This is a genomic window from Parabacteroides gordonii MS-1 = DSM 23371, assembly GCF_000969825.1.
GTDB classification, from domain to species: domain Bacteria; phylum Bacteroidota; class Bacteroidia; order Bacteroidales; family Tannerellaceae; genus Parabacteroides; species Parabacteroides gordonii.
In genome coordinates this window covers 977,745-998,061 of the sequence record NZ_KQ033919.1, presented here as the reverse complement: position 1 = coordinate 998,061, position 20,317 = coordinate 977,745, and the positions used below count along the sequence as shown (strand labels likewise).

Here is a 20,317-nt window from a genome sequence, read left to right as displayed (position 1 = left end):
TGCACCGTCAATAAGCATCTAAATGATGAAAATAGTAAACAGCATTCAAGAATTAAAGCGTTATCTAGCCGAAGAACGGCAGCATAACAAGCAAATAGGCTTTGTTCCTACTATGGGAGCATTACACAACGGACATCTGAGCCTGGTGAAGCGTTGCGTGGAAGAAAACGATGTATGCGTAGTAAGCATATTCGTAAATCCGACTCAGTTTAACGACAAAAATGACCTTGCCACTTACCCCCGGACATTGGATAAGGACAGTGCATTATTGGAACCGGTCGGTTGCGATTATGTATTTGCACCGACAGAAACGGAGATGTATCCCGAACCGGATACACGTACTTTTGATTTTGGAACAGTATCGGCTGTGATGGAAGGCGCGCGCCGTCCGGGACACTTCAATGGGGTTGCCCAGATCGTAAGCAAACTATTCTACGCCGTGGAACCCGACAATGCCTATTTCGGAGAAAAGGACTTTCAGCAGATCGCTGTTATCCGTGCTATGGTAAAACAGTTGAATATTCCGGTAAAAATTAACGCTTGCCCGATCCTGCGTGAGGATGACGGACTGGCATTAAGTAGCCGTAATGTACGTTTGACACCTGAACAACGTCAAAAAGCACCGTTAATAGCACGTACGTTAAAAGAAAGTACTAACTTTGCAGCCGGTAAAAGCGTGCAGGAGACGATTGATTATGTTGTGAATACGATTAATGCCGACCCTGTTATGCGCGTGGAATATTACGAAATCGTAGACGGGATCACGATGGAATCGATTAAAGACTGGTCGGATACCGAGTATGCAGTAGGCTGTATCACGGTTTATTGCGGTGAAGTCCGGTTGATCGATAACGTGAGGTATAAGTGATAATCAATTTATATAAAAAACGATGTTTATAGAGGTAGTTAAATCAAAGATTCACCGGGTGACGGTAACAGAAGCTAATCTGAATTATATCGGTAGTATTACTGTCGATGAGGATTTGCTGGATGCCGCTAACCTGATTGCGAATGAAAAGGTGGCTATTGTGAACAACAATAACGGTGAACGTTTTGAAACGTATATTATTAAAGGCGAACGTGGATCCGGTGTGATTTGTCTGAACGGTGCGGCAGCCCGTAAGGCACAGCCTGGCGATATCATTATCATCATGTCGTATGCCTTGATGGACTTTGAAGAAGCCAAAACATTTAAACCGGCTGTTGTATTTCCGGATACAGCAACAAATAAACTGATATAGAGCATCGGTAGCAGAATTTAGAATGTTTTTAAACAATAATAAAGAAGCTCGCCGGTCGTCGGCGGGCTTTTTTTGTGGCCTTGTGTTTTCTGTAGAATAAAGTTATAGAGTATGTACACTAATAAACAAATCTGGAATGTAAGTTATCCTATTTTCTTAAGCTTGTTGGCACAGAACATTATTAATGTGACCGATACGGCTTTTCTGGGTAGGGTAGGAGAAGTTGAGTTGGGAGCCTCTGCGATGGGTGGGCTCTATTATATCTGTGTGTTTACGATCGCTTTCGGGTTCAGTACCGGTTCGCAGATCGTGATGGCACGAAGGAATGGGGAACGGCGATACAGTGATGTAGGGCCGGTCATGATACAGGGCGTCTTCTTTTTGCTGGCATTGGCGGCTGTTATGTTCGCAGTGTCCCGTTTTTTTGCCGGGGATATTATGCGGTTCATGATTTCGTCGGATACAATCCTGAATGCTACGGAGGAGTTTCTGAACTGGCGTGTGTTCGGATTTTTCTTCTCTTTCGTAAATGTAATGTTCCGTGCCTTGTTTATCGGTATCACCCGGACGAAGGTGCTGACTTTGAATGCCATAGTGATGGCCCTGACGAATGTACTGCTGGATTACCTGTTGATATTCGGGAAAGGTGGTCTCCCTGAGATGGGAATCAAAGGAGCTGCAATTGCTTCGGTGGCTGCGGAAGCGGTCTCTATTTTGTTCTTTTTGATTTATACTTATTTGACGGTGGATATAAAGAAGTACGCTTTGAACCAGTTCCGTTCATTTGATGTCAAGCTGTTGAAGCGTGTACTGGATATCTCAGTTTTTACCATGCTCCAGTATTTTATTTCGCTCAGTACTTATTTCATGCTCTTTGTCGCTGTGGAACACCAGGGACAACGTGAGCTGGCTATTGCAAATATAGTAAGGAGTGTTTATATCGTTTTACTGATCCCTGTCAACTCCTTGTCGACGGCGACCAATACTTTTGTGAGTAACAGTATCGGTGCCGGTTATAAAAAACAAGTGATCCCGATCATTCGGAAAATTTCAAAAATATCTTTAGGTATTATGGCGGTGTTTGTGTGTATTGCATGCTTTTTCCCCTCAACGATACTGTCTGTCTATACGAATGATACATCTTTGATACAAGCTTCTATACCATCGCTTTATGTGATTTCGGGTGCTTTGCTGATCGCTGCCGTTGCTAATATTGTGTTCAATGGGGTGACAGGTACTGGTAATACACGTTCGGCTTTTGCGATAGAGGTCGTTGTGCTGGTCTTTTATTCCCTGTTCATTTATGTGGCAGGTATGCGTTTGGGGTTGCCTGTCGCCATTTGTTTCCTGACAGAAGTAATTTATTATACGGGTCTGTTGGTGGCAAGTGTAATTTATTTGAAAAAAGCAGCCTGGCAGAATAAAAAGATTTAGAGGTTTACATCCTTTTTCTTACCTTTGCACCCTATTACGTTAGAAATTAGAAAGAAAAAAATAAATACACATACAAATTATGTTTGAAAATTTAAGCGAAAGGTTAGACAGGTCGTTTAAACTGTTGAAAGGTGAAGGTAAGATCACCGAGATCAATGTGGCTGAAACACTGAAAGATGTGCGTAAAGCTTTGCTTGATGCCGACGTAAACTATAAAGTAGCCAAGTCGTTTACCGATACAGTAAAGGAAAAGGCGTTGGGACAGAATGTGCTTACATCTGTTAAGCCCAGTCAGTTGATGGTCAAGATTGTACATGACGAGTTGGCCAGTCTGATGGGTGGAACAGCTATCGATGTCGATCTGAAAGGATCGCCGGCTGTTATCCTGATGTCGGGTCTGCAAGGTTCCGGTAAGACTACTTTCTCCGGTAAACTGGCTAACTTGCTGAAAACGAAAAAGAATAAGAAGCCGTTACTGGCTGCTTGTGACGTCTATCGTCCGGCCGCTATCGAACAGTTGCGTGTGGTAGGTGAACAGGTAGGTGTACCTGTTTATATGGAACTGGAAAATAAGAATCCGGTAGAGATCGCAATGAATGCGATCCGTGAAGCCCGTGCGAAAGGCAACGACGTCGTGATTGTCGATACCGCCGGTCGTCTGGCTATCGACGAGCAGATGATGAATGAGATCGCTGCTATCAAGAGCGCTATCCAACCGGATGAAACCTTGTTTGTTGTTGACTCCATGACCGGACAGGATGCTGTCAATACGGCGAAGGAATTTAACGACCGTCTTGATTTCGATGGTGTAGTCCTGACTAAGCTGGATGGTGATACCCGCGGTGGTGCCGCCCTTTCTATCCGTACGGTAGTAGACAAGCCGATCAAGTTTGTCGGAACCGGTGAAAAGATGGATGCCCTCGATATCTTCCACCCTGAACGTATGGCCGACCGTATCCTCGGTATGGGTGATATCGTTTCGTTGGTAGAACGTGCCCAGGAACAGTACGACGAAGAAGAGGCAAAACGTTTGCAGAAGAAGATTGCCAAGAACCAGTTCGATTTCAACGACTTCATAGCCCAGATCCAGCAGATTAAGAAGATGGGTAACCTGAAAGAGTTGGCTTCTATGATTCCGGGTGTCGGTAAGGCATTGAAGGATATAGATATCGATGATAATGCATTCAAGAGTATCGAAGCGATCATCTACTCGATGACTCCGGATGAACGAACTAATCCGGCTATCCTGAATGGCACACGCCGCCAGCGTATCGCTAAAGGTAGCGGAACAACGATACAGGAAGTAAACAAACTGATCAAGCAGTTTGACGAAACCCGTAAGATGATGCGTATGCTTACAGCTGCTAAACCGGGAAGCAAGAAATTCCCTTCGTTTAAAAGATAAATATTAAAGATATATATTATGGAAGACAATCATTATCAATTACTGGACGGAAAAGCTGTTTCTGCACAAATGAAAAAAGAAATGGCAGAAGAAGTCGCCCGGATCAAAGCGGCAGGCGGTAAGATCCCTCACCTGGCTGCTATTCTGGTGGGTCATGACGGGGGTAGTGAAACCTATGTGGCCAGTAAAGTAAAGACTTGTGAAGAGATCGGTTTCAAATCGACTTTGATTCGCTATGAAGACGATGTGACTGAAGAAGAGTTGCTTCGCCGTGTAGACGAACTGAACAACGATCCGGATGTGGATGGTTTTATCGTACAGCTTCCGCTCCCGAAACACATTTCCGAACAAAAGATTATTGAGGCGATCGATTACCGTAAAGACGTCGACGGATTCCATCCGATCAATGTAGGACGTATGTCGATCGGTCTTCCTTGTTTTGTTTCTGCAACACCGGCAGGTATTCTGGAATTGTTGAAACGCTATGAAATAGAAACCAGCGGTAAGCATTGCGTGGTCTTAGGGCGCAGTAATATTGTCGGTAAGCCGATGGCTATGCTGATGATGCAGAAAAACTATCCGGGTAACTGTACGGTAACGGTTTGTCACAGTCGTTCCAATAACCTGAAAGAAATGTGTCTGAGTGCCGATATCATCATTGTAGCTTTGGGTGTTCCAGAATTCCTGAAAGCGGATATGGTGAAGGAAGGTGCTGTAATTGTTGACGTTGGTACTACCCGTATGCCGAGCAGCGTAACCAAGAGCGGTTATAAGCTGACTGGTGACGTGAAGTTTGATGAAGTGGCTCCGAAATGCTCTTATATTACGCCTGTACCGGGTGGAGTAGGGCCCATGACAATCATTTCATTGATGCGTAATACCCTGTTGGCTGGCAAAAAAGCAATTTATAAATAAATATTCTGCATATTTTTGCTCGAAAAGTTTGCAGAGTAAAAAAATACAGCTATCTTTGCAGCGTCTTAGAAAAAAAGATATACATGGTGGTTGTAGTTCAGTGGTAGAGCACCTGATTGTGGTTCAGGGTGTCGCGGGTTCGAATCCCGTCTTCCACCCGTAAAAACAAAAAAAGTCATTCCTTTTAGGAGTGACTTTTTTTTATTTCAGGTCAGGCTTACCTCTGATTGCCTATGTGAAATTCTGCTTTCTTCTCCACATGAACTATTTCTCCTGTTACCGGATGCTTGAACTCCAGGCTTTCGGCATGTAGATACAACCGGTCAGCCTTTTTTCCATATAATTCATCTCCAATGATAGGTGTATTCAGGCCTTCGGGATGGGCGGCATGCACACGCAGCTGATGGGTTCGTCCGGTAAGCGGGTAAAATACGATACGTGTATGATCCGGCTTACGTTCGAGTACCTGGTAGTTAGTCAAAGCCGGCTTTCCGTATTCTTTATTTACTACTTGGCGGGGGCGGTCTGTCGGGTCGGGGCATAGCGGCAAGTCGATGGTGCCTTCATCTGAGAGGACTGAACCGTCGAGCAGGGCAATATACCGTTTCTTTACTGTCCGGTTTTTGAATTGAGCCTGTAAGTTCTGATGAATGGTCTTTGTCTTGGCCACAAGGAGCAAGCCGGATGTAGCCATATCCAACCGATGCACGATCATGGGGCCGGTTGCGTCCGGGTAACGGGCGGCCAGTCGTTGGTAGACAGAGTCGAGATCCATCTTCCCCGGAACAGAGAGCATTCCGGCCGGCTTGTTGATCACCAACAGGTATTCGTCTTCCAGTAAGATTTCCAGTTCAGTATCACTGTGGATATTCTTGGAGAGCGGGTTGGACTCTACATCCAGCCCCTGCAACATGTGCTTCAGTATCGGTTCACACTTTCCTTTGCATGCCGGGTAGTAATAGCCATGTCGACGGATCTCTGTTTTCGGGGAATTTCCCCACCAGAACTCTGCCATCGCTATTGGTTTCAGGTGATGCTGGTAAGCGTATTGTAATAGCTTGGGAGCTGCGCATTCTCCTGCACCGGCAGGTGGAACCTTTTGTTCCGTTTCACTGAATATATCACATAGATCTCTGATTTCTTCCCGGGCATTCAATATACGGAACTGTTCGAAAAGCTGTTGTTGTAAAGTGGCGGAACGGTTTTTGCGTTCTGTTTTCAATTTCTCTATAACAGACTCGAACGCTTTTACTTTAGATTGTAAAGCTTCGATCCGGTCGTTCCATTGTTGCTTTAACCGCTTCAGTTCCGCTTTCTGAAATTGACTTTCGCGGATCATGTTCGCTAATTCGACTTCACTGGGATTGGTTTGCCGCTTACTTTCACGATCCTTTTGTGCCGCTTTCAGTTGTTCTTTCGCTTCGTTTACGGACTGTTCTGCCTGCCGGATTGTTTCCGTCAAATTGTTTTTGTTGTCGGTGTATTCCTTATCCGCCTGAAGTTGTTTGATCCGGGCATTGATTGCAGATATCCGGTCTTCTTCGAGACGAAAGAAACCCTGTGGTTGTTGCAGGTCATAGATCGGTGGAACGAAATAGCTGTGCAGGTTCTTTCCGGCCAGAATGCCGGAGAAGGCGGCCAGGAAACCAAGTTCGCCTGTTTCGGTCTGTACGGTCAGAACACCGAACATTTTTCCCTGTTCCAAATCATTCTCCCAATCCTTCCTGGACAAAAGATAAGCCTGCACTTCCTCTGCTGCAATTACAGAGAGGGGGTGAGGGGTATAATGGAATGGATAAGTGAATTGTTCCGGCAGGGGAATATTTGAAACTGAACGACCGAAAGAATGAAACTTATCCATTTTATCTGCGTGATCCTGCAAACATCTTACGAACTTTATCCTGACTTGACAGGAAATCGAGCGAATCGACAATATCTTCATAGTTTTCCCTGTCGGCTATCCGGGGAGCTACAATATCCAATACTTTCAGTTTGTCATCATCGAATGTATAGATAGACATCAACCGTATGCATTGCTGGCAGGAGAAATAGCGGTTGCCGACTCCGATACTTAACAATTCCAGTTGGTCGTCCTTGAAAGGCTTCGATTTGACTCTGTTATAGAGTTGCTGGAAGTCGTTGTTGCTGATCACTCTGCCGGGACGTACATGATTATTGTGAGGAGGCAATGGCCTGTCGTACTCGATCTCATTCGGTGGGTAAACGGCTACGGGAGGAACCGGAGTCTGGGGAGCATTATCTCCGTTGAACGAGTCCATGTTTGTCACCCTGTCATCCAGGAAATCAACTAAAATCACTGTCCGGGTTCCATAGAGAGGATCCACCTTGATAAATTCCCATTGTTCATATTCATGGTCGAAGCGACGGAAGTCCGGATTACCAAGTAAATTGGTTATCTCTCTCTTACTCATTCCTTTTTCTATTTTCAGGATGGCGTCTCTGGTCGTTTTGTAACTACCGCAACTACTAAAGAAAAAAGTTCCGATGAGCAGGGATAACGCTATTATTGCCTTCACTTTCATATTCTTTTTGTTTTATTTGGTGATAAGGTACCTTTTATTCGGGGATAAAGATAATCAATTCAATATATTCTTTTCGATATACCTACACCAATTGTGATGTTTTCCCCATTGATCGATCCGTTTTCTTCCTGACAGAGGAACAAACACATACGGGCAATGTCTTCCCCGAATGCCGGTGTTTGACCGGTAGTGATTGAATTGACTGTTATCTGCCATTCTTCCAGTGAAGCAGCAAGGGCGGATGTCAGCGAGAGGAGGCCTCCGGTTGTGACACTATTTGCCGATAGATTTATTATTCTTCCGTAAGGGTTTACTTCGCTTTGCGACCGGCGGTGAAGAGCGAGCAGGCGTGATGTGACGAAGGTCGATAGCAGATTGCCGGATAGTTGCTGTTCGAAATCATCCACGCTGGTTTCCGCGATCGGGCTCGTTTCGCAGGCGCATGCATTATTGACCAGTATATCCAGATCCCCCCAATCTTCCAGCATGTGTTGCAGGCAATTACCCAAAGATACCTTGTCGTTGATATTTGCGTGATAAAAGGTTGTGCCGGTCTTCTCGGCCAAGAGCTTTCCTGTCTCTTCATCCATACCGCCGAATGCAACCCGGTGACCTGCCATGCGGAATGCTTTTACAATCACTCTGCCGAGATCTCCGGTTCCTTCCGTAACAAAAACTCTTCTGGTTTTATGGAGTGTGTTTGCCTTTTTCTTACCGTAGCCGGTTGTTGTCCCGGCATTTTTTCTGGATCGGTATTCCTCATATTTCTTTTCCAGGTAGTTGTCTGCCATGATCTACTTACTTTTATAATATGTATGGCAAAGATACGTTTTTTATTTCTGAACCGATAAATCATTATCTTTGCAATAGGATGGATCTATTAATTTAAAAGAGAATATTATGCTTGCATATACATATAAAGAACACGGAAAATTCGAATTACAGGAGAAGCCAAAGCCCGAAATCCAGGATTCACGGGACGCGATCGTACGTGTGACGCTTGGCAGTATCTGTACCAGTGACCTTCATATCAAACACGGTAGTGTACCACGTGCAATACTGGGAATAACGGTAGGGCATGAGATGGTTGGTATTGTGGAAGAGGTCGGTTCTGATGTCACTTCAGTTAAGCCTGGTGACAGGGTGACTGTGAATGTCGAAACATTTTGTGGGGAGTGCTTCTTTTGTCAGAAGGGTTATGTCAACAATTGTACCGATCCTAATGGAGGTTGGGCTTTAGGATGCCGGATCGATGGTGGGCAGGCGGAATATGTTCGGGTTCCTTATGCTGACAGGGGTTTGAATTGCATTCCTGATACCGTTAGTGATGAGCAGGCATTGTTTGTCGGTGATGTACTTGCAACAGGTTTTTGGGCTGCACGCATCTCGGAAATTTCGGAGGATGACACTGTCCTTATTATTGGTGCCGGCCCTACCGGAATCTGTACTTTGCTTTGTGTGATGCTGAAGAAGCCAAAACGCATCATTGTCTGTGAGAAGTCGCCTGAAAGAATCCGGTTTGTCCGTGAGCGTTATCCTGAGGTTTTGATAACGGAGCCGGAAAACAGCAAAGAGTTCGTATTAAATAACAGCGATCATGGTGGAGCGGATGTTGTATTGGAAGTCGCGGGGAGTGCGGATACTTTTCGTTTGGCGTGGGAATGTGCCCGTCCTAATGCCATCGTCACTATCGTAGCTCTTTATGATAAACCTCAGCTCCTTCCTTTACCTGATATGTATGGCAAGAACCTGACTTTTAAAACTGGTGGAGTAGATGGTTGCGATTGTGCCGAGATTCTCAGCCTGATAGAAGAAGGTAAGATAGATACTACTCCTCTTATCACACATCGGTTTTCGCTGAATAAGATAGAGGAGGCTTACCGTATCTTTGAGAATCGATTGGACGGGGTTGTTAAGGTGGCGATATGTGAGCCGATTTGAATTCTCACTCTGCATCTTCCTCTAATGCCTCGATCAAAAAACTGACGGGGCGGAAGCCGTCATTGCATGAAATCATCGCAGACTTCTCATTTTTCATCCATCCATTATAAAAATTACCACCACCATGTGCCAAAGTCATAACAAAGGGAGACATGCTCTCCCACGCGCTATCACACATACCTTCAGGCTTCTTCCAACCGTTAGCAATAAAGACTCGCCCTTCCTTCATATCGCAAGCATGTTCCATCGGATTCTCATATTTCTCCATTAAATCTTGATAGCAAGCCATTCTTATAACGGTGATCTTACATTTTTTCATAACTTTTATTTATGTATTCTGCTGGTAGTATAACTATTTACTTACCGATGCAAAACCGCTCAAAAATATTCCCTAAAATCTCGTCATTACTGATCTGCCCCGTGATCTCGCCTAAATAATGCATGCACTCCCTGATATCCTGGCTTAGGAAATCGCCGGAGATATTCAGGGTGAGACCGTTTATCACACGCAGTATCGCTTCATGGGCCTTGGTCAGGGCTTCGTAATGGCGGATGTTTGTGACGATGACATCATTTTGCGAGAGCTCCGGCAAGGCGGCAGCCTGGATAAGGTGCTGCTTGAGGACTTCGGTATTTGCTTGCTGTTTAGCTGAAATATACAAGCGGTCGGCAGGTATCGTATTCAGTAACTGTTGCTTGGCTTCCAGTTCAGCAGGTGAGAGCAGGTCGGATTTGTTGAAAACAAGAATGACCTTTTTGTCTTCAGCTTTCGGGATGATTACTTTAGCTAGTTCTTCAATCTGTTCCGCAGGAGTGTTCAGGTCGATTACCCAAAGGACGATGGAGGCCTGGCTCAACTTTTGGAATGTACGTTCAATGCCGAGGCTCTCAATGGTGTCGTTGGTTTCACGGATACCGGCCGTATCGATAAATCGGAAGGTCACTCCCGAAAGATTGATCGTGTCCTCTATTACGTCACGTGTCGTACCGTGTATGTCGGAGACGATAGCCCGCTCTTCGCCAACGAGTAGGTTAAGAAGTGTCGATTTGCCGGCATTTGTCTCTCCGATAATAGCGACAGGGATCCCGTTTTTGATGGCGTTCCCGACACTAAATGAATCAGCCAGTTTATGGATCAGTTGCTCAATGGCGGTAGCCAGTTGCTTCAGGTTGTTACGGTTGGCAAACTCCACATCCTCTTCGCTGAAATCAAGCTCCAGTTCGATCAGGGAAGTGAAGTCGAGAAGCTGGCTGCGCAGCTTGGTCAGTTCGTTACTGAAACCTCCGCGCATCTGGTTGATGGCCAGTTTGTGCATTCCGGCAGAGGTGGATGCGATCAGGTCGGCTACAGCTTCCGCCTGGCTCAGATCCATTTTCCCGTTCAGGAAAGCCCGTTGTGTATATTCACCGGGAAGAGCAGAGCGGCATCCCTCTTCTATCAGTAACTGAAGGATCTGTTGCTGGATATAAACCGAACCATGACAAGTGATCTCGACGGTGTCTTCTCCTGTAAACGAATGAGGGGCGCGGAAGAGGGCGACAAGTACATCGTCGATCAACTCTTCCCCGCGACGGATACTACCGTAGCGTAAGGTATAAGCTTTCTGGCTCTGAAGATTCTTTCCTTCGACTTTGGGAACGAAGATCGTGTCACAAATTCTTATGGCGTCAGTGCCGGATACACGGATCACAGCTACTCCTCCGGCTCCGGGGGCTGTCGATACGGCACAGATAGTATCCTGATTGATCATAAAATTATATATCCTTATACGGTTATTAGTTCATATTCCTGAGTTCCGATTCCAATTTTTTCAGCATGTTCCAGTCCGGCCTGCCAGTTGGTTTCCGGGTGCATGATATGGAATTTGTCACAACCTTCCAAGTGATCATGATGAGGTGTTTCTGAAAGACGGTTGCCTGTTTCCAGGATCGGGGCTTTGATGACTATATCGGCACAAGCCTTGTCCAAAGCAACCGGATCGAATGAAGCTGCAATACCCAGATCCGGGACGATGGCCGCATCATTATGATTCCAACAATCACATTCGGGAGATACATTCATAATGAAACTGATATGGAAATGAGGCTTGTCCTGCAATACGGCTTGTGAGTATTCTGCTATTTTACAATTTAAGTTTACCGAAGTATCCCATGAACCGAGTACGGCACCGTCATATTGACAAAGGGCCACACATTGTCCGCAACCGACGCATTTGTCATAATCGATTACTGCTTTCCTGTTTTCATCCAGGCGGATAGCTTCGTGGCGGCAATGTTTTACACAGATATTGCAACCTTTACACATTTCCAGATCGATACGGGGTTGGGAGGCTCCGTGCAGTTCCAGCTTGCCCGCAACACTGGCACATCCCATTCCCAGGTTCTTCAGTGCACCTCCGAACCCGGTCTGTTCATGTCCTTTGAAGTGATTCATACTGATAATAATATCAGCGTCGGCAATAGCCGATCCGATCTTAGGAGCTTTACAGTATTCACCGTTTATTTCTATTTCACGGCATTCCGTTCCTTTCAGTCCGTCTGCGATGATTACATCACATTTGGCTGAAATAGGATTGAAACCATTTTCCATAGCACTTTCCAAATGATCCACGGCATTAGCACGCCGGCCCGAATACAATGTATTACAGTCCGTAAGAAAAGGTTTTGCCCCCAATGAGCGGAGCAAGGTTGCCATACGGGCGGCATAATTGGGACGAATGTAAGCCAGATTGCCCGGTTCTCCGAAATGGATCTTGATAGCCACGAACTGGTTCTGAAAATCAATATTTGTAATGCCGGCACGTTTTACAAGCCGTTCCATTTTATCCAGCAGGTTACTGGAGGGAGTCGTACGAAGATTCGTAAAGTAAACTTTCGATTTGTCCATTCTCTTATTGGTTTTATCATGCAAATGTACATGATTATCTCCATTCAACGAGTCCTTGAAAACATTATGTTTAAAAAAAATGTTTTTTATAAAGAACATTTTCTTACTATATCCGGTCTTCGTTTTTGGCATAATGTATTACATTTGTAACAAATAGTTTAGTTTATGGACATATACCAATTAAACCATCAGCAATTACTGAAGGGGATAAGATGCAATTTTCAGCGATATCTTTATAAGCAGATACAGTGGGATGATCGTCTGATTGGAATTTTTGGCTCACAGGGAGTAGGTAAAACAACATTATTGCTGCAACGGATCAAGCAGGTTTTCGATGATTCAGATAAGGCGTTATATTTAAATCTGGACAGTATTCTCTTTCAAAGGGAAAAGATGATCAATGTGGCCCTTCAGTTCCATAAGGCGGGGGGAACCCATCTTTTTATGGATGGCGTACATCGTTATCCGAATTGGCTCAGTGAAATGAAGAAATTGCAGGAGCGTTGCCCGAATCTGCATATCGTGTTTGCCGCGTCATCCTTGCTTCCTATTTCGAAAGTGACGAAAGGTTTGAAGGATGCATCCTGCTATACGTTGAATACGATGTCGTTCCGCGAGTATCTTTCCTATGAGTGTCTTTTGGATCTTTCTCCTATCCCGTTGGATGATCTATTGGAAAATCATGTAGAGATATCAAGGAATGTGAACGATCAGATTGTTGTCGCACCAGTGTTTCGTAATTATCTTGAACATGGTTGTTATCCGTTTTACTGGGATGACCCCGATGCCTATCCGTTCCTGTTGCAGGATCGGGTGAGGGATGCGATCGAAGTAGATGTACCGGCCGTTTATCCGATTGAGTATGCGGAGCTGAAAGATATTAAAAGAATGATGATGATGATATCCGACCTGGTACCGAATGTACCTCGTTTGGCTGATATGGCGGCTAAATTGAAGTTGGATGATACAGAGTCGAAGAAATATTTTGAATATCTGAAGGATGCGGTATGTATACGGCATTATCAGGCAACGGGAGGGGCGGTGCAGGATCGCCTCCAGAAAACTTATCTGGGAAATACAAATCTTTTGATCGCTTTTGAGGAAGGTTTGAACGATCGTGTGATACTGGGTGAGACATTCTTTGTCGATCAATTGTCTAACTTTGCATCCGTCCGTTTGCTTAATAACAATGACTTTTTCATAAATGATAAATACATATTCATGGTGGGCGACCCTTTGATGGATTACGAGCGGGTCAAAGACGTAGAGAATGCCTTTGCAGCTATCTATGGGCAACCTAAGAGTCAGAACAATAAGTTGCCGATCTGGTTGCTGGGACTTTGTTATTGATACGTTATAAAAAATAGATATGATAGATATAATGAAGAACAGGAGAACTATCCGCAAATATACGACACAGGATATCTCCGAACCGTTGTTGAATGAACTGCTGGAAGTGGCTGCCCGTGCATCCAATACCGGAAATATGCAGTTGTATAGTGTGGTCGTTACCCGTGAACAAGCAAATAAGGAGAAGTTGGCTCCGGCACATTTCAACCAGCCGATGATTACGACAGCTCCGGTCGTCCTGACTTTCTGTGCTGATGCCAACCGTTTTGTGAAATGGGCCGAACAACGCAATGCCGAAGCGGGCTTCGACAATCTGCAAACTTTTATTGCGGCAACGATCGATGCGATGCTGTTCGCCCAGAGTTTCTGTGATGCGGCAGAAGAGAGAGGTTTAGGTATCTGTTACTTGGGTACGACTGCTTATAATGCAGATAAGATTATTGATGCTTTGTCATTGCCCCGTCTGGTCGTTCCCATTGTAACGGTAACTGTCGGTTACCCGGCTCAACCGCTGCCGGAACAGGTAGAACGTTTGCCGTTGGCTGCTGTTGTCCATCAGGAGACATATATGGATTATACGCCGGCTTCGATAGATGAATTGTATTGTGCAAAGGAAGCTTTGGAAGTCAATAAGCAGTTTGTGAAGGAAAATAATAAGGAAACGCTGGCACAAGTGTTTACCGATATTCGTTATACAAAGAAGAATAATGAATATTTCTCGGAAGTCCTACTGAAAGTATTAAAGGATCAAGGATTTATGAAATAAGATACATAAGTAAAAAGAAACGCCTCTTGCAGACCGGATAAGTCTTTTGCAAGAGGCGTTTTGTTTTATAGGTTTTCGCTACTGAGTATCTGTACTTCATAATGCATGAAAAGTCCGCTTTCTATAACGCCTGTTATAGACTTGATCGAATTTTCCAGGTTGTCGGGAATATTGTCGAACCAGACATCCAGGATCAGATTTCCGTTTTCAGTGATGATAGGGCCGTCTTTCCCCTGTGCCATCCGGAGTTTCATTTCTTTCGGGGTGAGGGATTCGAGTGCCTGTGCGGCATGCGTCAGGGCATCCGGGTATATTTCAACCGGAACGGGAAAACGGGAACCCAGTTTGGAGACCATCTTTGACGGATCGGCAATAATATAAGTCCGCGGACTGGAACTTATGAGTAGCTTCTCTTTAAACATAGCCCCGCCACGCCCTTTTATCATATTATGATTAGAGTCTATTTCGTCCGCACCGTCAAATGTCCAGTCCGGCTTATGTTCCAACAGGCTCGTGAGGGGAACACCCAGTTGGGCGCAAGCCATTTTAATTTCCTGCGAAGTGGGGATTGCACGGATATGAAGCTGCTCTATCCGGATACGTTCGGCGATCTTCTGCAGGGCCAGATAAGCCGTAGAGCCTGAACCGACACCTATAATGTCCCCGTCCTTTACCATCGAAGCAATCTTAACGGCAACTTTCAGCTTTTCCTCTTTATTGGAAATAGCCTTTCCCCATTCCAATGAATCTATTATTGTTTTCTCCCGGTTCATAATCAGATACGTTCTAACACCGTTTCTATCAGCCCTGTTAAAGAGCCTTTGTAGTTTGTGTTCATATCCTTGTCGACACGGCCTGCGATGATGCAGCAGACAGTCATGGCACGGTGTCCCATGAGTGCGGCCAGACCGGCCAGGGATGAACTTTCCATTTCGAAATTGGTTATTTTCTGTCCGTTGTAGTCGAACGCTTCGATCTTCCCGTTTAGTTGCGGGTCGGCCAGCGGCAACCGGAGTTCACGGCCTTGCGGGCCATAGAAACCGTTGGCGGCAATAGTTACGCCACGGATGATATCATTTTTCGTGATCTGCTCTATCAGAGACGGATCGGCAGAGACCACATAAGGGGAGAGGCCTGATAGCTTCCAGTCCAGCTGCTTTTTCAATTCGGCTTCAAAACGGGTATCTCTGACACGTTCGGTATCGGCATAAAAATAAATAACCCCGTCAAAACCGATCGATTTTCCGGCAGCAACGTACGTGCCGACAGGTACAAACGGCTGAAGTCCGCCGGATGTACCGACGCGAACCAAGGTAAGCTGTTTGAACTCCGGCTTAACCGTGCGGGTTGCAAAGTCTATATTAGCCAATGCATCCAGCTCATTCAGTACGATATCGATATTATCCGTACCGATACCATGTGAAACAACGGTGATGCGCTTTCCTTTATACCTACCGGTAATAGAGTGGAATTCCCGGCTGGAAACCTCACACTCCTGTGTGTCGAAGTAAGAAGCTACGGTTGAAACCCTGTCGGGGTCACCAACCAGGACTACTCTGTCTGCCAGCTGCTCCGGCTTAAGATGCAGATGGAAAGCGCTTCCATCTGCATTTATGATTAATTCGGATTCAGGAATAACTCTCATTTTTTAGTCTTTAAGCGGTTTTGAAGGAGCATTGGCTGGCTTTGCTATGGCTTCGCGCATAGAAGTGTCCGCGTCGATGTTCTTCATTTTATAATAATCCATGATACCCAGATTTCCTGAACGGAAAGCTTCCGCCATTGCTTTTGGTACTTCTGCTTCTGCTTCGATCACCTTTGCACGGGCTTCCTGGGCTTTCGCTTTCATTTCCTGTTCAAGGGCAACAGCCATAGCACGACGTTCTTCAGCCTTAGCCTGGGCGATGTTTTTGTCGGCCTGCGCCTGATCCATCTGAAGGAATGCACCGATATTCTTACCTATATCGATATCCGCGATGTCGATGGACAGAATCTCGAATGCCGTACCGGCATCCAGCCCTTTACGTAATACTAGTTTAGAGATAGAGTCCGGATTTTCCAATACGGTCTTATGACTTTCCGACGAACCGATCGATGATACGATACCTTCACCGACACGCGCCAGGATTGTTTCTTCACCGGCACCACCCACCAATTGTTTGATGTTAGCACGAACGGTAACACGGGCTTTGGCGATCAACTGGATACCGTCTTTCGCAACGGCAGTCACAGGAGGTGTGTCGATCACTTTCGGGTTAACCGACATCTGAACGGCTTCGAATACATCACGGCCGGCCAGGTCGATAGCAGTAGCCATCTGGAAAGGCAGGTCGATGTTTGCTTTGGAAGCAGACACCAGCGCATGAACCACTTTCTCAACATGTCCGCCAGCCAGGTAGTGCGCTTCCAGTTCATCACGAGTCAATGTTTTGAGACCGGCTTTGTGCGCTTCGATCATAGCACGGGCAATAACATAGGGAGGAACATTACGGATACGCATCAGGAACAGCTGTATCAGCGAAATGTTAACACCCGAAACCTTGGCCGAGATCCAGAGCAGGAACGGCACATAGTAAAAGAAAATTGCCAGCAGCAAGACCGCTGCACCCAGTAGGATAAAAGGCAAATAGTTCAATTCTTCCATATAAATATAATTAAGCGTGAATATCTGATTGTTCTTTTTTCTTTACCAATACATTATAACCGTCTACACGTACGACTTCGATTTCCGTGTTCTCGTCTATCAACTCGTCCATCGACTTCGCTTCAACCGTAATTCCCTTGAAGCGGGCTTTACCGATGGGAGCGAGGCGGGAGAGCGTGACGCCTTCATCACCGGGTTCGATACCCAAGTCGCGGCTGGAGGTCAGTTTCGAGTCGACATCCGTTTTCAGGGCCACCCTGTTAAACGACCGGGAACGTAATAACCATACAAATGCTCCGCCGAAAGTTGCCAGTGACAGGAATAATGTGATATGTCCTGCCGTTTCACCGACCGAATAAGCATAAATAACACCGGCGGCGGCAAAAAGGAATCCTCCGATTCCGGCAATCGTTATACCCGGTAGAAGGAATATCTCCAACAGGATAAGCACGATGGCTACGAGCATTAAAAAAACAATAATGGTTACTTCCCAAATCATAATAGTAGTGGTTGAATTATCTGTTACTCTTTAAATAATTTATCTCCGTGTTACGGGCTTTCTTTTCCAAACCTTCAGGTTGGCTGAGCAAGTCGTTCAGCTGCTCTTCCGCATTGAGGATTGTCGGCTTCAACTGTTCTTTCTTGGCACTATTCCCGGAAGAATAGGAGGCTCTGAGATCGGCCAGCTTATCGTTCAGTTCTTTTATCTGTTTGTTCAGCGAAACAACTTTTTCGTAATAACTTCTTGCTTCCGGGCTCTTGATCTGATCCAGTTTATAATAAACCAGACTATTGTTTATCACAAACTCGAAATCTTTGTCTATCTTCACTTCTCCATAGGGTATTTCCTTGTGAGCCAGTTCGATGAGGTTCGTGTAATCGCTTCCTGCTTTCCATGAATCCTGTATGGAGGTGATGGCGGCACGGGCGCGTTTCACTTCGATGTCGTCGCTTTCCACGCGGCTGTGTTCGTTGTTGGGAATGAAGAGGTAGACACATACTTTGTCTTCCGGTTGGAAGCGGTCGGAAACAAACCATCCCAGTTCTTTCGTCTCGTCGTACACCATCATGTAGTCGTTGAACGGCGAATTGAACGGCATACTCAACTGTTCCGGAGCCAGATAGGTATCTGAGTTGATGTTATAGCGGGTGACGAACAGGTCGTATCCGCCTAACGAACCGTTTCCTTTGGAGGCGTAATAGATCGTTACGCCGTCAGACAGGACGAACGGATAGTTGTCGTCATCATTGCTGTTGATGTTCATCGGCAATTGTTTTTCGTCTCCCCATTTATCCATTAATCTGGATTGGGTGAAGAGACAATAACGATCGTTGTCCGTGGCATGTGCATAATATATCTTATCCCCCTTCTGGTTCATGTAGACCGTGGAGGATTCCGGTTCGTTTGTCTGGAAGAAATCTTTGAATGAAGTCAGTGTTCCGCTTTCTTCACTCAGTGTGTAGGCTGCGAGGAAATTCTCTTTATCCATTACCAGGCTGTCGATTATCTGGACATCTTCGGTCTTTTCCATCATGCGGTGGGCGTTCTCTGCCAGCGACAGTTGGTTGTCGAATGCCTGCGTGTCTTGTTTCTTTTTAGTCAGCAGTTCGATGTATTCCTCCAGCATCTCGGCGGCTTCGTCAAAGCGATAGGTCTGATAGTAAACATCCGCCAGATAGCGGTAAGCATCCTGTACTTTTCGTTTTACTGCCACTTTCAGGTGTTTTTCCGCACCGGCCAGGTCGCCCGTTTCAAAACAGCAAACACCATACCAATGATTGTAGGACGAGTTGCTCGGGGCTTGTTTCACCAGCTTTTCAAATGCTGGTTTAGCTTCGGCGTATTGTCCGTCATTGTATAGTTTTTTAGCCTGGTCCAGGCTTTGTGCCTGCAGGCTGCAGCAAAGTAATGTAATTCCAATTGTGTAAAACAGTTTCTTAGATAACCGGCTCATTTTCTCTAGTTGTAATATAATTATACTGATTCAAAGATAATAATATTTTTAGTTAGGCATACAATTCATTGGATAAATATCTATTTTTGTGCCCGATTTAGAATAAATATGGCAAAGTTGACTGCAGAAGAGCTCCTGTTCCGGAAAGTAGAGGAGAAGGTGAAAAAGGCTATTTATGAGTATGGCCTGATTGCCGATGGCGACCGTATCCTGATCGGATTGTCGGGCGGGAAGGACTCTTTAGCCCTGGTCGATCTGCTGGGACGGCGTTCTAAAATATACCATCCACGCTTTGAAGTGGTTGTTGCTCATATTGTGATGACCAATATACCTTATAGTTCGGATATGGAATATCTGAAGAGCTGTGCCGATGAACACGGCTTGCCGTTTATTGTGCACGAAACGAGCTTCGATGCATCGACCGACACCCGCAAGTCTCCTTGTTTCCTTTGTTCCTGGACACGTAGGAAAGCGCTGTTCGATATAGCCAAAAAGCATAACTGCAACAAGATCGCTCTCGGTCATCATCAGGATGATATTATTGAAACGTTACTGATGAATATGACGCATCAGGGAGCTTTCGGGACGATGCCTGCCCGCCTGAAGATGGATAAGTTCGAGATGGAGATTATCCGTCCGATGTGTCTGGTGGAAGAAAAGGAACTGATCCGTATTGCAGCCTGGAAAGGCTACCGCAAACAGATCAAGAATTGCCCTTACGAATCCGGTTCCAGCCGTTCGGATATGAAAGAGGTACTGGCACGGCTGGAAGCGATTAATCCGGAGGCTCGTTACAGTATCTGGAACAGCATGTCGAATATACAACACGATTATCTTCCTCAAAAAAAGAAATAAATTATGCAGGGATTTTATGCTATTCTGTTATTAGTCGTATCGAATGTCTTTATGACATTGGCATGGTACGGTCATCTGAAGATGAAACAGCAGTTCAGTTGGTTTGAGAGTCTGCCGTTGATCGGTGTTATCTTGTTTAGCTGGGGGATTGCTTTCTTTGAATATTGTTTTCAGGTTCCCGCTAACCGGATGGGATTCCGTGAGAATGGTGGCCCGTTCAACCTGATACAACTAAAAGTGATTCAGGAGGTTATTACGTTAGTCGTCTTTATCGCTTTCAGCACGATCGCTTTTAAGGGAGAATCCTTTAAGTGGAATCATGCGCTGGCTTGTTTGCTGTTGGTTGCAGCTGTCTATTTGGTGTTTAAGAAATAAAAGGTA

At 45.4% G+C, this 20,317-nt stretch carries 21 protein-coding genes and 1 tRNA gene; 11 read left to right on the top strand and 11 right to left on the bottom strand.

What is annotated here, in order from left to right; genetic code table 11:
- Positions 1 to 25 precede the first annotated feature (25 nt).
- The 6 genes from panC (at position 26) to HMPREF1536_RS03985 (ending at position 5,154) form a co-directional block, all read left to right on the top strand.
- Positions 26 to 868 (top strand): pantoate--beta-alanine ligase, encoded by an 843-nt coding sequence (gene panC / locus HMPREF1536_RS04010; RefSeq protein ID WP_028726998.1) that lies wholly within the window; start codon positions 26 to 28, stop codon positions 866 to 868.
- Positions 869 to 890: 22 nt separating this feature from the next.
- Positions 891 to 1,241 (top strand): aspartate 1-decarboxylase, encoded by a 351-nt coding sequence (gene panD, locus HMPREF1536_RS04005; RefSeq protein ID WP_028726999.1) that lies wholly within the window; start codon positions 891 to 893, stop codon positions 1,239 to 1,241.
- 111 nt (positions 1,242 to 1,352) lie between these two features.
- Entirely contained in the window at positions 1,353 to 2,675 is a 1,323-nt protein-coding gene (locus tag HMPREF1536_RS04000; protein ID WP_028727000.1) for an MATE family efflux transporter, read from the top strand.
- A 79-nt stretch (positions 2,676 to 2,754) separates the two neighbouring features.
- Complete coding sequence (gene ffh / locus HMPREF1536_RS03995) at positions 2,755 to 4,080, top strand: signal recognition particle protein (protein WP_028727001.1); 1,326 nt, start codon at positions 2,755 to 2,757, stop codon at positions 4,078 to 4,080.
- 18 nt (positions 4,081 to 4,098) lie between these two features.
- Positions 4,099 to 4,995 (top strand): bifunctional methylenetetrahydrofolate dehydrogenase/methenyltetrahydrofolate cyclohydrolase FolD, encoded by an 897-nt coding sequence (folD, locus tag HMPREF1536_RS03990; RefSeq protein ID WP_028727002.1) that lies wholly within the window; start codon positions 4,099 to 4,101, stop codon positions 4,993 to 4,995.
- An 85-nt stretch (positions 4,996 to 5,080) separates the two neighbouring features.
- Positions 5,081 to 5,154, top strand: a tRNA-His gene (locus HMPREF1536_RS03985).
- A gap of 58 nt (positions 5,155 to 5,212) precedes the next feature.
- On the opposite strand, the gene HMPREF1536_RS03980 is transcribed toward HMPREF1536_RS03985, so the two are convergent.
- From HMPREF1536_RS03980 to HMPREF1536_RS03970, 3 genes are read right to left on the bottom strand one after another with little or no spacing between them, the layout of a single operon-like run.
- Entirely contained in the window at positions 5,213 to 6,856 is a 1,644-nt protein-coding gene (locus HMPREF1536_RS03980) for an RluA family pseudouridine synthase (RefSeq protein WP_028727003.1), read from the bottom strand.
- 1 nt (position 6,857) lies between these two features.
- Positions 6,858 to 7,538, bottom strand: coding sequence for a DUF4476 domain-containing protein (locus HMPREF1536_RS03975; RefSeq protein WP_028727004.1), 681 nt, complete (start codon positions 7,536 to 7,538; stop codon positions 6,858 to 6,860).
- A gap of 59 nt (positions 7,539 to 7,597) precedes the next feature.
- Positions 7,598 to 8,329: an SDR family NAD(P)-dependent oxidoreductase gene (locus tag HMPREF1536_RS03970; RefSeq protein WP_028727005.1), complete on the bottom strand. Its 732-nt coding sequence runs from the start codon at positions 8,327 to 8,329 to the stop codon at positions 7,598 to 7,600.
- A gap of 109 nt (positions 8,330 to 8,438) precedes the next feature.
- Here HMPREF1536_RS03970 and HMPREF1536_RS03965 point away from each other — a divergent pair, with 109 nt between their 5' ends.
- Positions 8,439 to 9,479 (top strand): alcohol dehydrogenase, encoded by a 1,041-nt coding sequence (locus tag HMPREF1536_RS03965; protein ID WP_028727006.1) that lies wholly within the window; start codon positions 8,439 to 8,441, stop codon positions 9,477 to 9,479.
- Between the two features lie 4 nt (positions 9,480 to 9,483).
- Here HMPREF1536_RS03965 and HMPREF1536_RS03960 read toward each other — a convergent pair whose 3' ends face one another.
- The 3 genes from HMPREF1536_RS03960 to HMPREF1536_RS03950 are packed head-to-tail and all read right to left on the bottom strand — an operon-like array spanning position 9,484 to position 12,366.
- The gene (locus tag HMPREF1536_RS03960; RefSeq protein ID WP_028727007.1) at positions 9,484 to 9,798 is read right to left on the bottom strand and encodes a TIGR04076 family protein; all 315 of its coding nucleotides are present in this window, start codon (positions 9,796 to 9,798) and stop codon (positions 9,484 to 9,486) included.
- A gap of 37 nt (positions 9,799 to 9,835) precedes the next feature.
- Positions 9,836 to 11,227, bottom strand: coding sequence for a tRNA uridine-5-carboxymethylaminomethyl(34) synthesis GTPase MnmE (gene mnmE / locus HMPREF1536_RS03955; protein WP_028727008.1), 1,392 nt, complete (start codon positions 11,225 to 11,227; stop codon positions 9,836 to 9,838).
- 17 nt (positions 11,228 to 11,244) lie between these two features.
- A complete protein-coding gene (locus HMPREF1536_RS03950; RefSeq protein WP_028727009.1) occupies positions 11,245 to 12,366 on the bottom strand; it encodes a DUF362 domain-containing protein in 1,122 nt (373 codons plus the stop codon).
- A gap of 165 nt (positions 12,367 to 12,531) precedes the next feature.
- On the opposite strand from HMPREF1536_RS03950, the gene HMPREF1536_RS03945 reads away from it, so the two are divergent.
- Together HMPREF1536_RS03945 and HMPREF1536_RS03940 are read left to right on the top strand one after the other, a co-directional pair.
- A complete protein-coding gene (locus tag HMPREF1536_RS03945) occupies positions 12,532 to 13,716 on the top strand; it encodes an AAA family ATPase (protein WP_028727010.1) in 1,185 nt (394 codons plus the stop codon).
- A gap of 19 nt (positions 13,717 to 13,735) precedes the next feature.
- Positions 13,736 to 14,482, top strand: coding sequence for a nitroreductase family protein (locus HMPREF1536_RS03940; protein WP_028727011.1), 747 nt, complete (start codon positions 13,736 to 13,738; stop codon positions 14,480 to 14,482).
- Positions 14,483 to 14,547: 65 nt separating this feature from the next.
- Here the strand turns inward: HMPREF1536_RS03940 and rpiA are convergent, their stop codons facing one another.
- From rpiA to HMPREF1536_RS03915, 5 genes are read right to left on the bottom strand one after another with little or no spacing between them, the layout of a single operon-like run.
- Positions 14,548 to 15,255, bottom strand: a complete 708-nt coding sequence (gene rpiA / locus HMPREF1536_RS03935; RefSeq protein WP_028727012.1) for a ribose 5-phosphate isomerase A — start codon at positions 15,253 to 15,255, stop codon at positions 14,548 to 14,550.
- A 2-nt stretch (positions 15,256 to 15,257) separates the two neighbouring features.
- A complete protein-coding gene (locus HMPREF1536_RS03930) occupies positions 15,258 to 16,127 on the bottom strand; it encodes a nucleoside phosphorylase (RefSeq protein WP_028727013.1) in 870 nt (289 codons plus the stop codon).
- A 3-nt stretch (positions 16,128 to 16,130) separates the two neighbouring features.
- On the bottom strand, positions 16,131 to 17,126 hold the full coding sequence (gene floA, locus HMPREF1536_RS03925) for a flotillin-like protein FloA (RefSeq protein ID WP_028727014.1): 996 nt from the start codon (positions 17,124 to 17,126) through the stop codon (positions 16,131 to 16,133).
- Positions 17,127 to 17,136: 10 nt separating this feature from the next.
- The gene (locus tag HMPREF1536_RS03920; protein WP_028727015.1) at positions 17,137 to 17,625 is read right to left on the bottom strand and encodes an NfeD family protein; all 489 of its coding nucleotides are present in this window, start codon (positions 17,623 to 17,625) and stop codon (positions 17,137 to 17,139) included.
- Between the two features lie 16 nt (positions 17,626 to 17,641).
- A complete protein-coding gene (locus HMPREF1536_RS03915) occupies positions 17,642 to 19,081 on the bottom strand; it encodes a tetratricopeptide repeat protein (protein WP_028727016.1) in 1,440 nt (479 codons plus the stop codon).
- 108 nt (positions 19,082 to 19,189) lie between these two features.
- Here HMPREF1536_RS03915 and HMPREF1536_RS03910 point away from each other — a divergent pair, with 108 nt between their 5' ends.
- Positions 19,190 to 19,936: a tRNA 2-thiocytidine biosynthesis TtcA family protein gene (locus tag HMPREF1536_RS03910; RefSeq protein WP_028727017.1), complete on the top strand. Its 747-nt coding sequence runs from the start codon at positions 19,190 to 19,192 to the stop codon at positions 19,934 to 19,936.
- A gap of 3 nt (positions 19,937 to 19,939) precedes the next feature.
- Positions 19,940 to 20,311, top strand: coding sequence for a DMT family protein (locus tag HMPREF1536_RS03905; protein ID WP_028727018.1), 372 nt, complete (start codon positions 19,940 to 19,942; stop codon positions 20,309 to 20,311).
- The last annotated feature ends 6 nt before the right edge of the window (positions 20,312 to 20,317 follow it).

Coding starts and splice junctions, on each gene's coding strand:
- HMPREF1536_RS03915 (WP_028727016.1), bottom strand. CDS start 19,081: ATGAGCCGGTTATCTAAGAAACTGTTTTACACAATTGGAATTACATTA.
- HMPREF1536_RS03980 (WP_028727003.1), bottom strand. CDS start 6,856: ATGGATAAGTTTCATTCTTTCGGTCGTTCAGTTTCAAATATTCCCCTG.
- ffh (WP_028727001.1), top strand. CDS start 2,755: ATGTTTGAAAATTTAAGCGAAAGGTTAGACAGGTCGTTTAAACTGTTG.
- rpiA (WP_028727012.1), bottom strand. CDS start 15,255: ATGAACCGGGAGAAAACAATAATAGATTCATTGGAATGGGGAAAGGCT.
- HMPREF1536_RS03940 (WP_028727011.1), top strand. CDS start 13,736: ATGATAGATATAATGAAGAACAGGAGAACTATCCGCAAATATACGACA.
- HMPREF1536_RS03960 (WP_028727007.1), bottom strand. CDS start 9,798: ATGAAAAAATGTAAGATCACCGTTATAAGAATGGCTTGCTATCAAGAT.
- HMPREF1536_RS04000 (WP_028727000.1), top strand. CDS start 1,353: ATGTACACTAATAAACAAATCTGGAATGTAAGTTATCCTATTTTCTTA.
- floA (WP_028727014.1), bottom strand. CDS start 17,126: ATGGAAGAATTGAACTATTTGCCTTTTATCCTACTGGGTGCAGCGGTC.
- HMPREF1536_RS03930 (WP_028727013.1), bottom strand. CDS start 16,127: ATGAGAGTTATTCCTGAATCCGAATTAATCATAAATGCAGATGGAAGC.
- panD (WP_028726999.1), top strand. CDS start 891: ATGTTTATAGAGGTAGTTAAATCAAAGATTCACCGGGTGACGGTAACA.
- folD (WP_028727002.1), top strand. CDS start 4,099: ATGGAAGACAATCATTATCAATTACTGGACGGAAAAGCTGTTTCTGCA.
- HMPREF1536_RS03975 (WP_028727004.1), bottom strand. CDS start 7,538: ATGAAAGTGAAGGCAATAATAGCGTTATCCCTGCTCATCGGAACTTTT.
- HMPREF1536_RS03910 (WP_028727017.1), top strand. CDS start 19,190: ATGGCAAAGTTGACTGCAGAAGAGCTCCTGTTCCGGAAAGTAGAGGAG.
- HMPREF1536_RS03965 (WP_028727006.1), top strand. CDS start 8,439: ATGCTTGCATATACATATAAAGAACACGGAAAATTCGAATTACAGGAG.
- HMPREF1536_RS03905 (WP_028727018.1), top strand. CDS start 19,940: ATGCAGGGATTTTATGCTATTCTGTTATTAGTCGTATCGAATGTCTTT.
- panC (WP_028726998.1), top strand. CDS start 26: ATGAAAATAGTAAACAGCATTCAAGAATTAAAGCGTTATCTAGCCGAA.
- HMPREF1536_RS03970 (WP_028727005.1), bottom strand. CDS start 8,329: ATGGCAGACAACTACCTGGAAAAGAAATATGAGGAATACCGATCCAGA.
- HMPREF1536_RS03945 (WP_028727010.1), top strand. CDS start 12,532: ATGGACATATACCAATTAAACCATCAGCAATTACTGAAGGGGATAAGA.
- HMPREF1536_RS03920 (WP_028727015.1), bottom strand. CDS start 17,625: ATGATTTGGGAAGTAACCATTATTGTTTTTTTAATGCTCGTAGCCATC.
- HMPREF1536_RS03950 (WP_028727009.1), bottom strand. CDS start 12,366: ATGGACAAATCGAAAGTTTACTTTACGAATCTTCGTACGACTCCCTCC.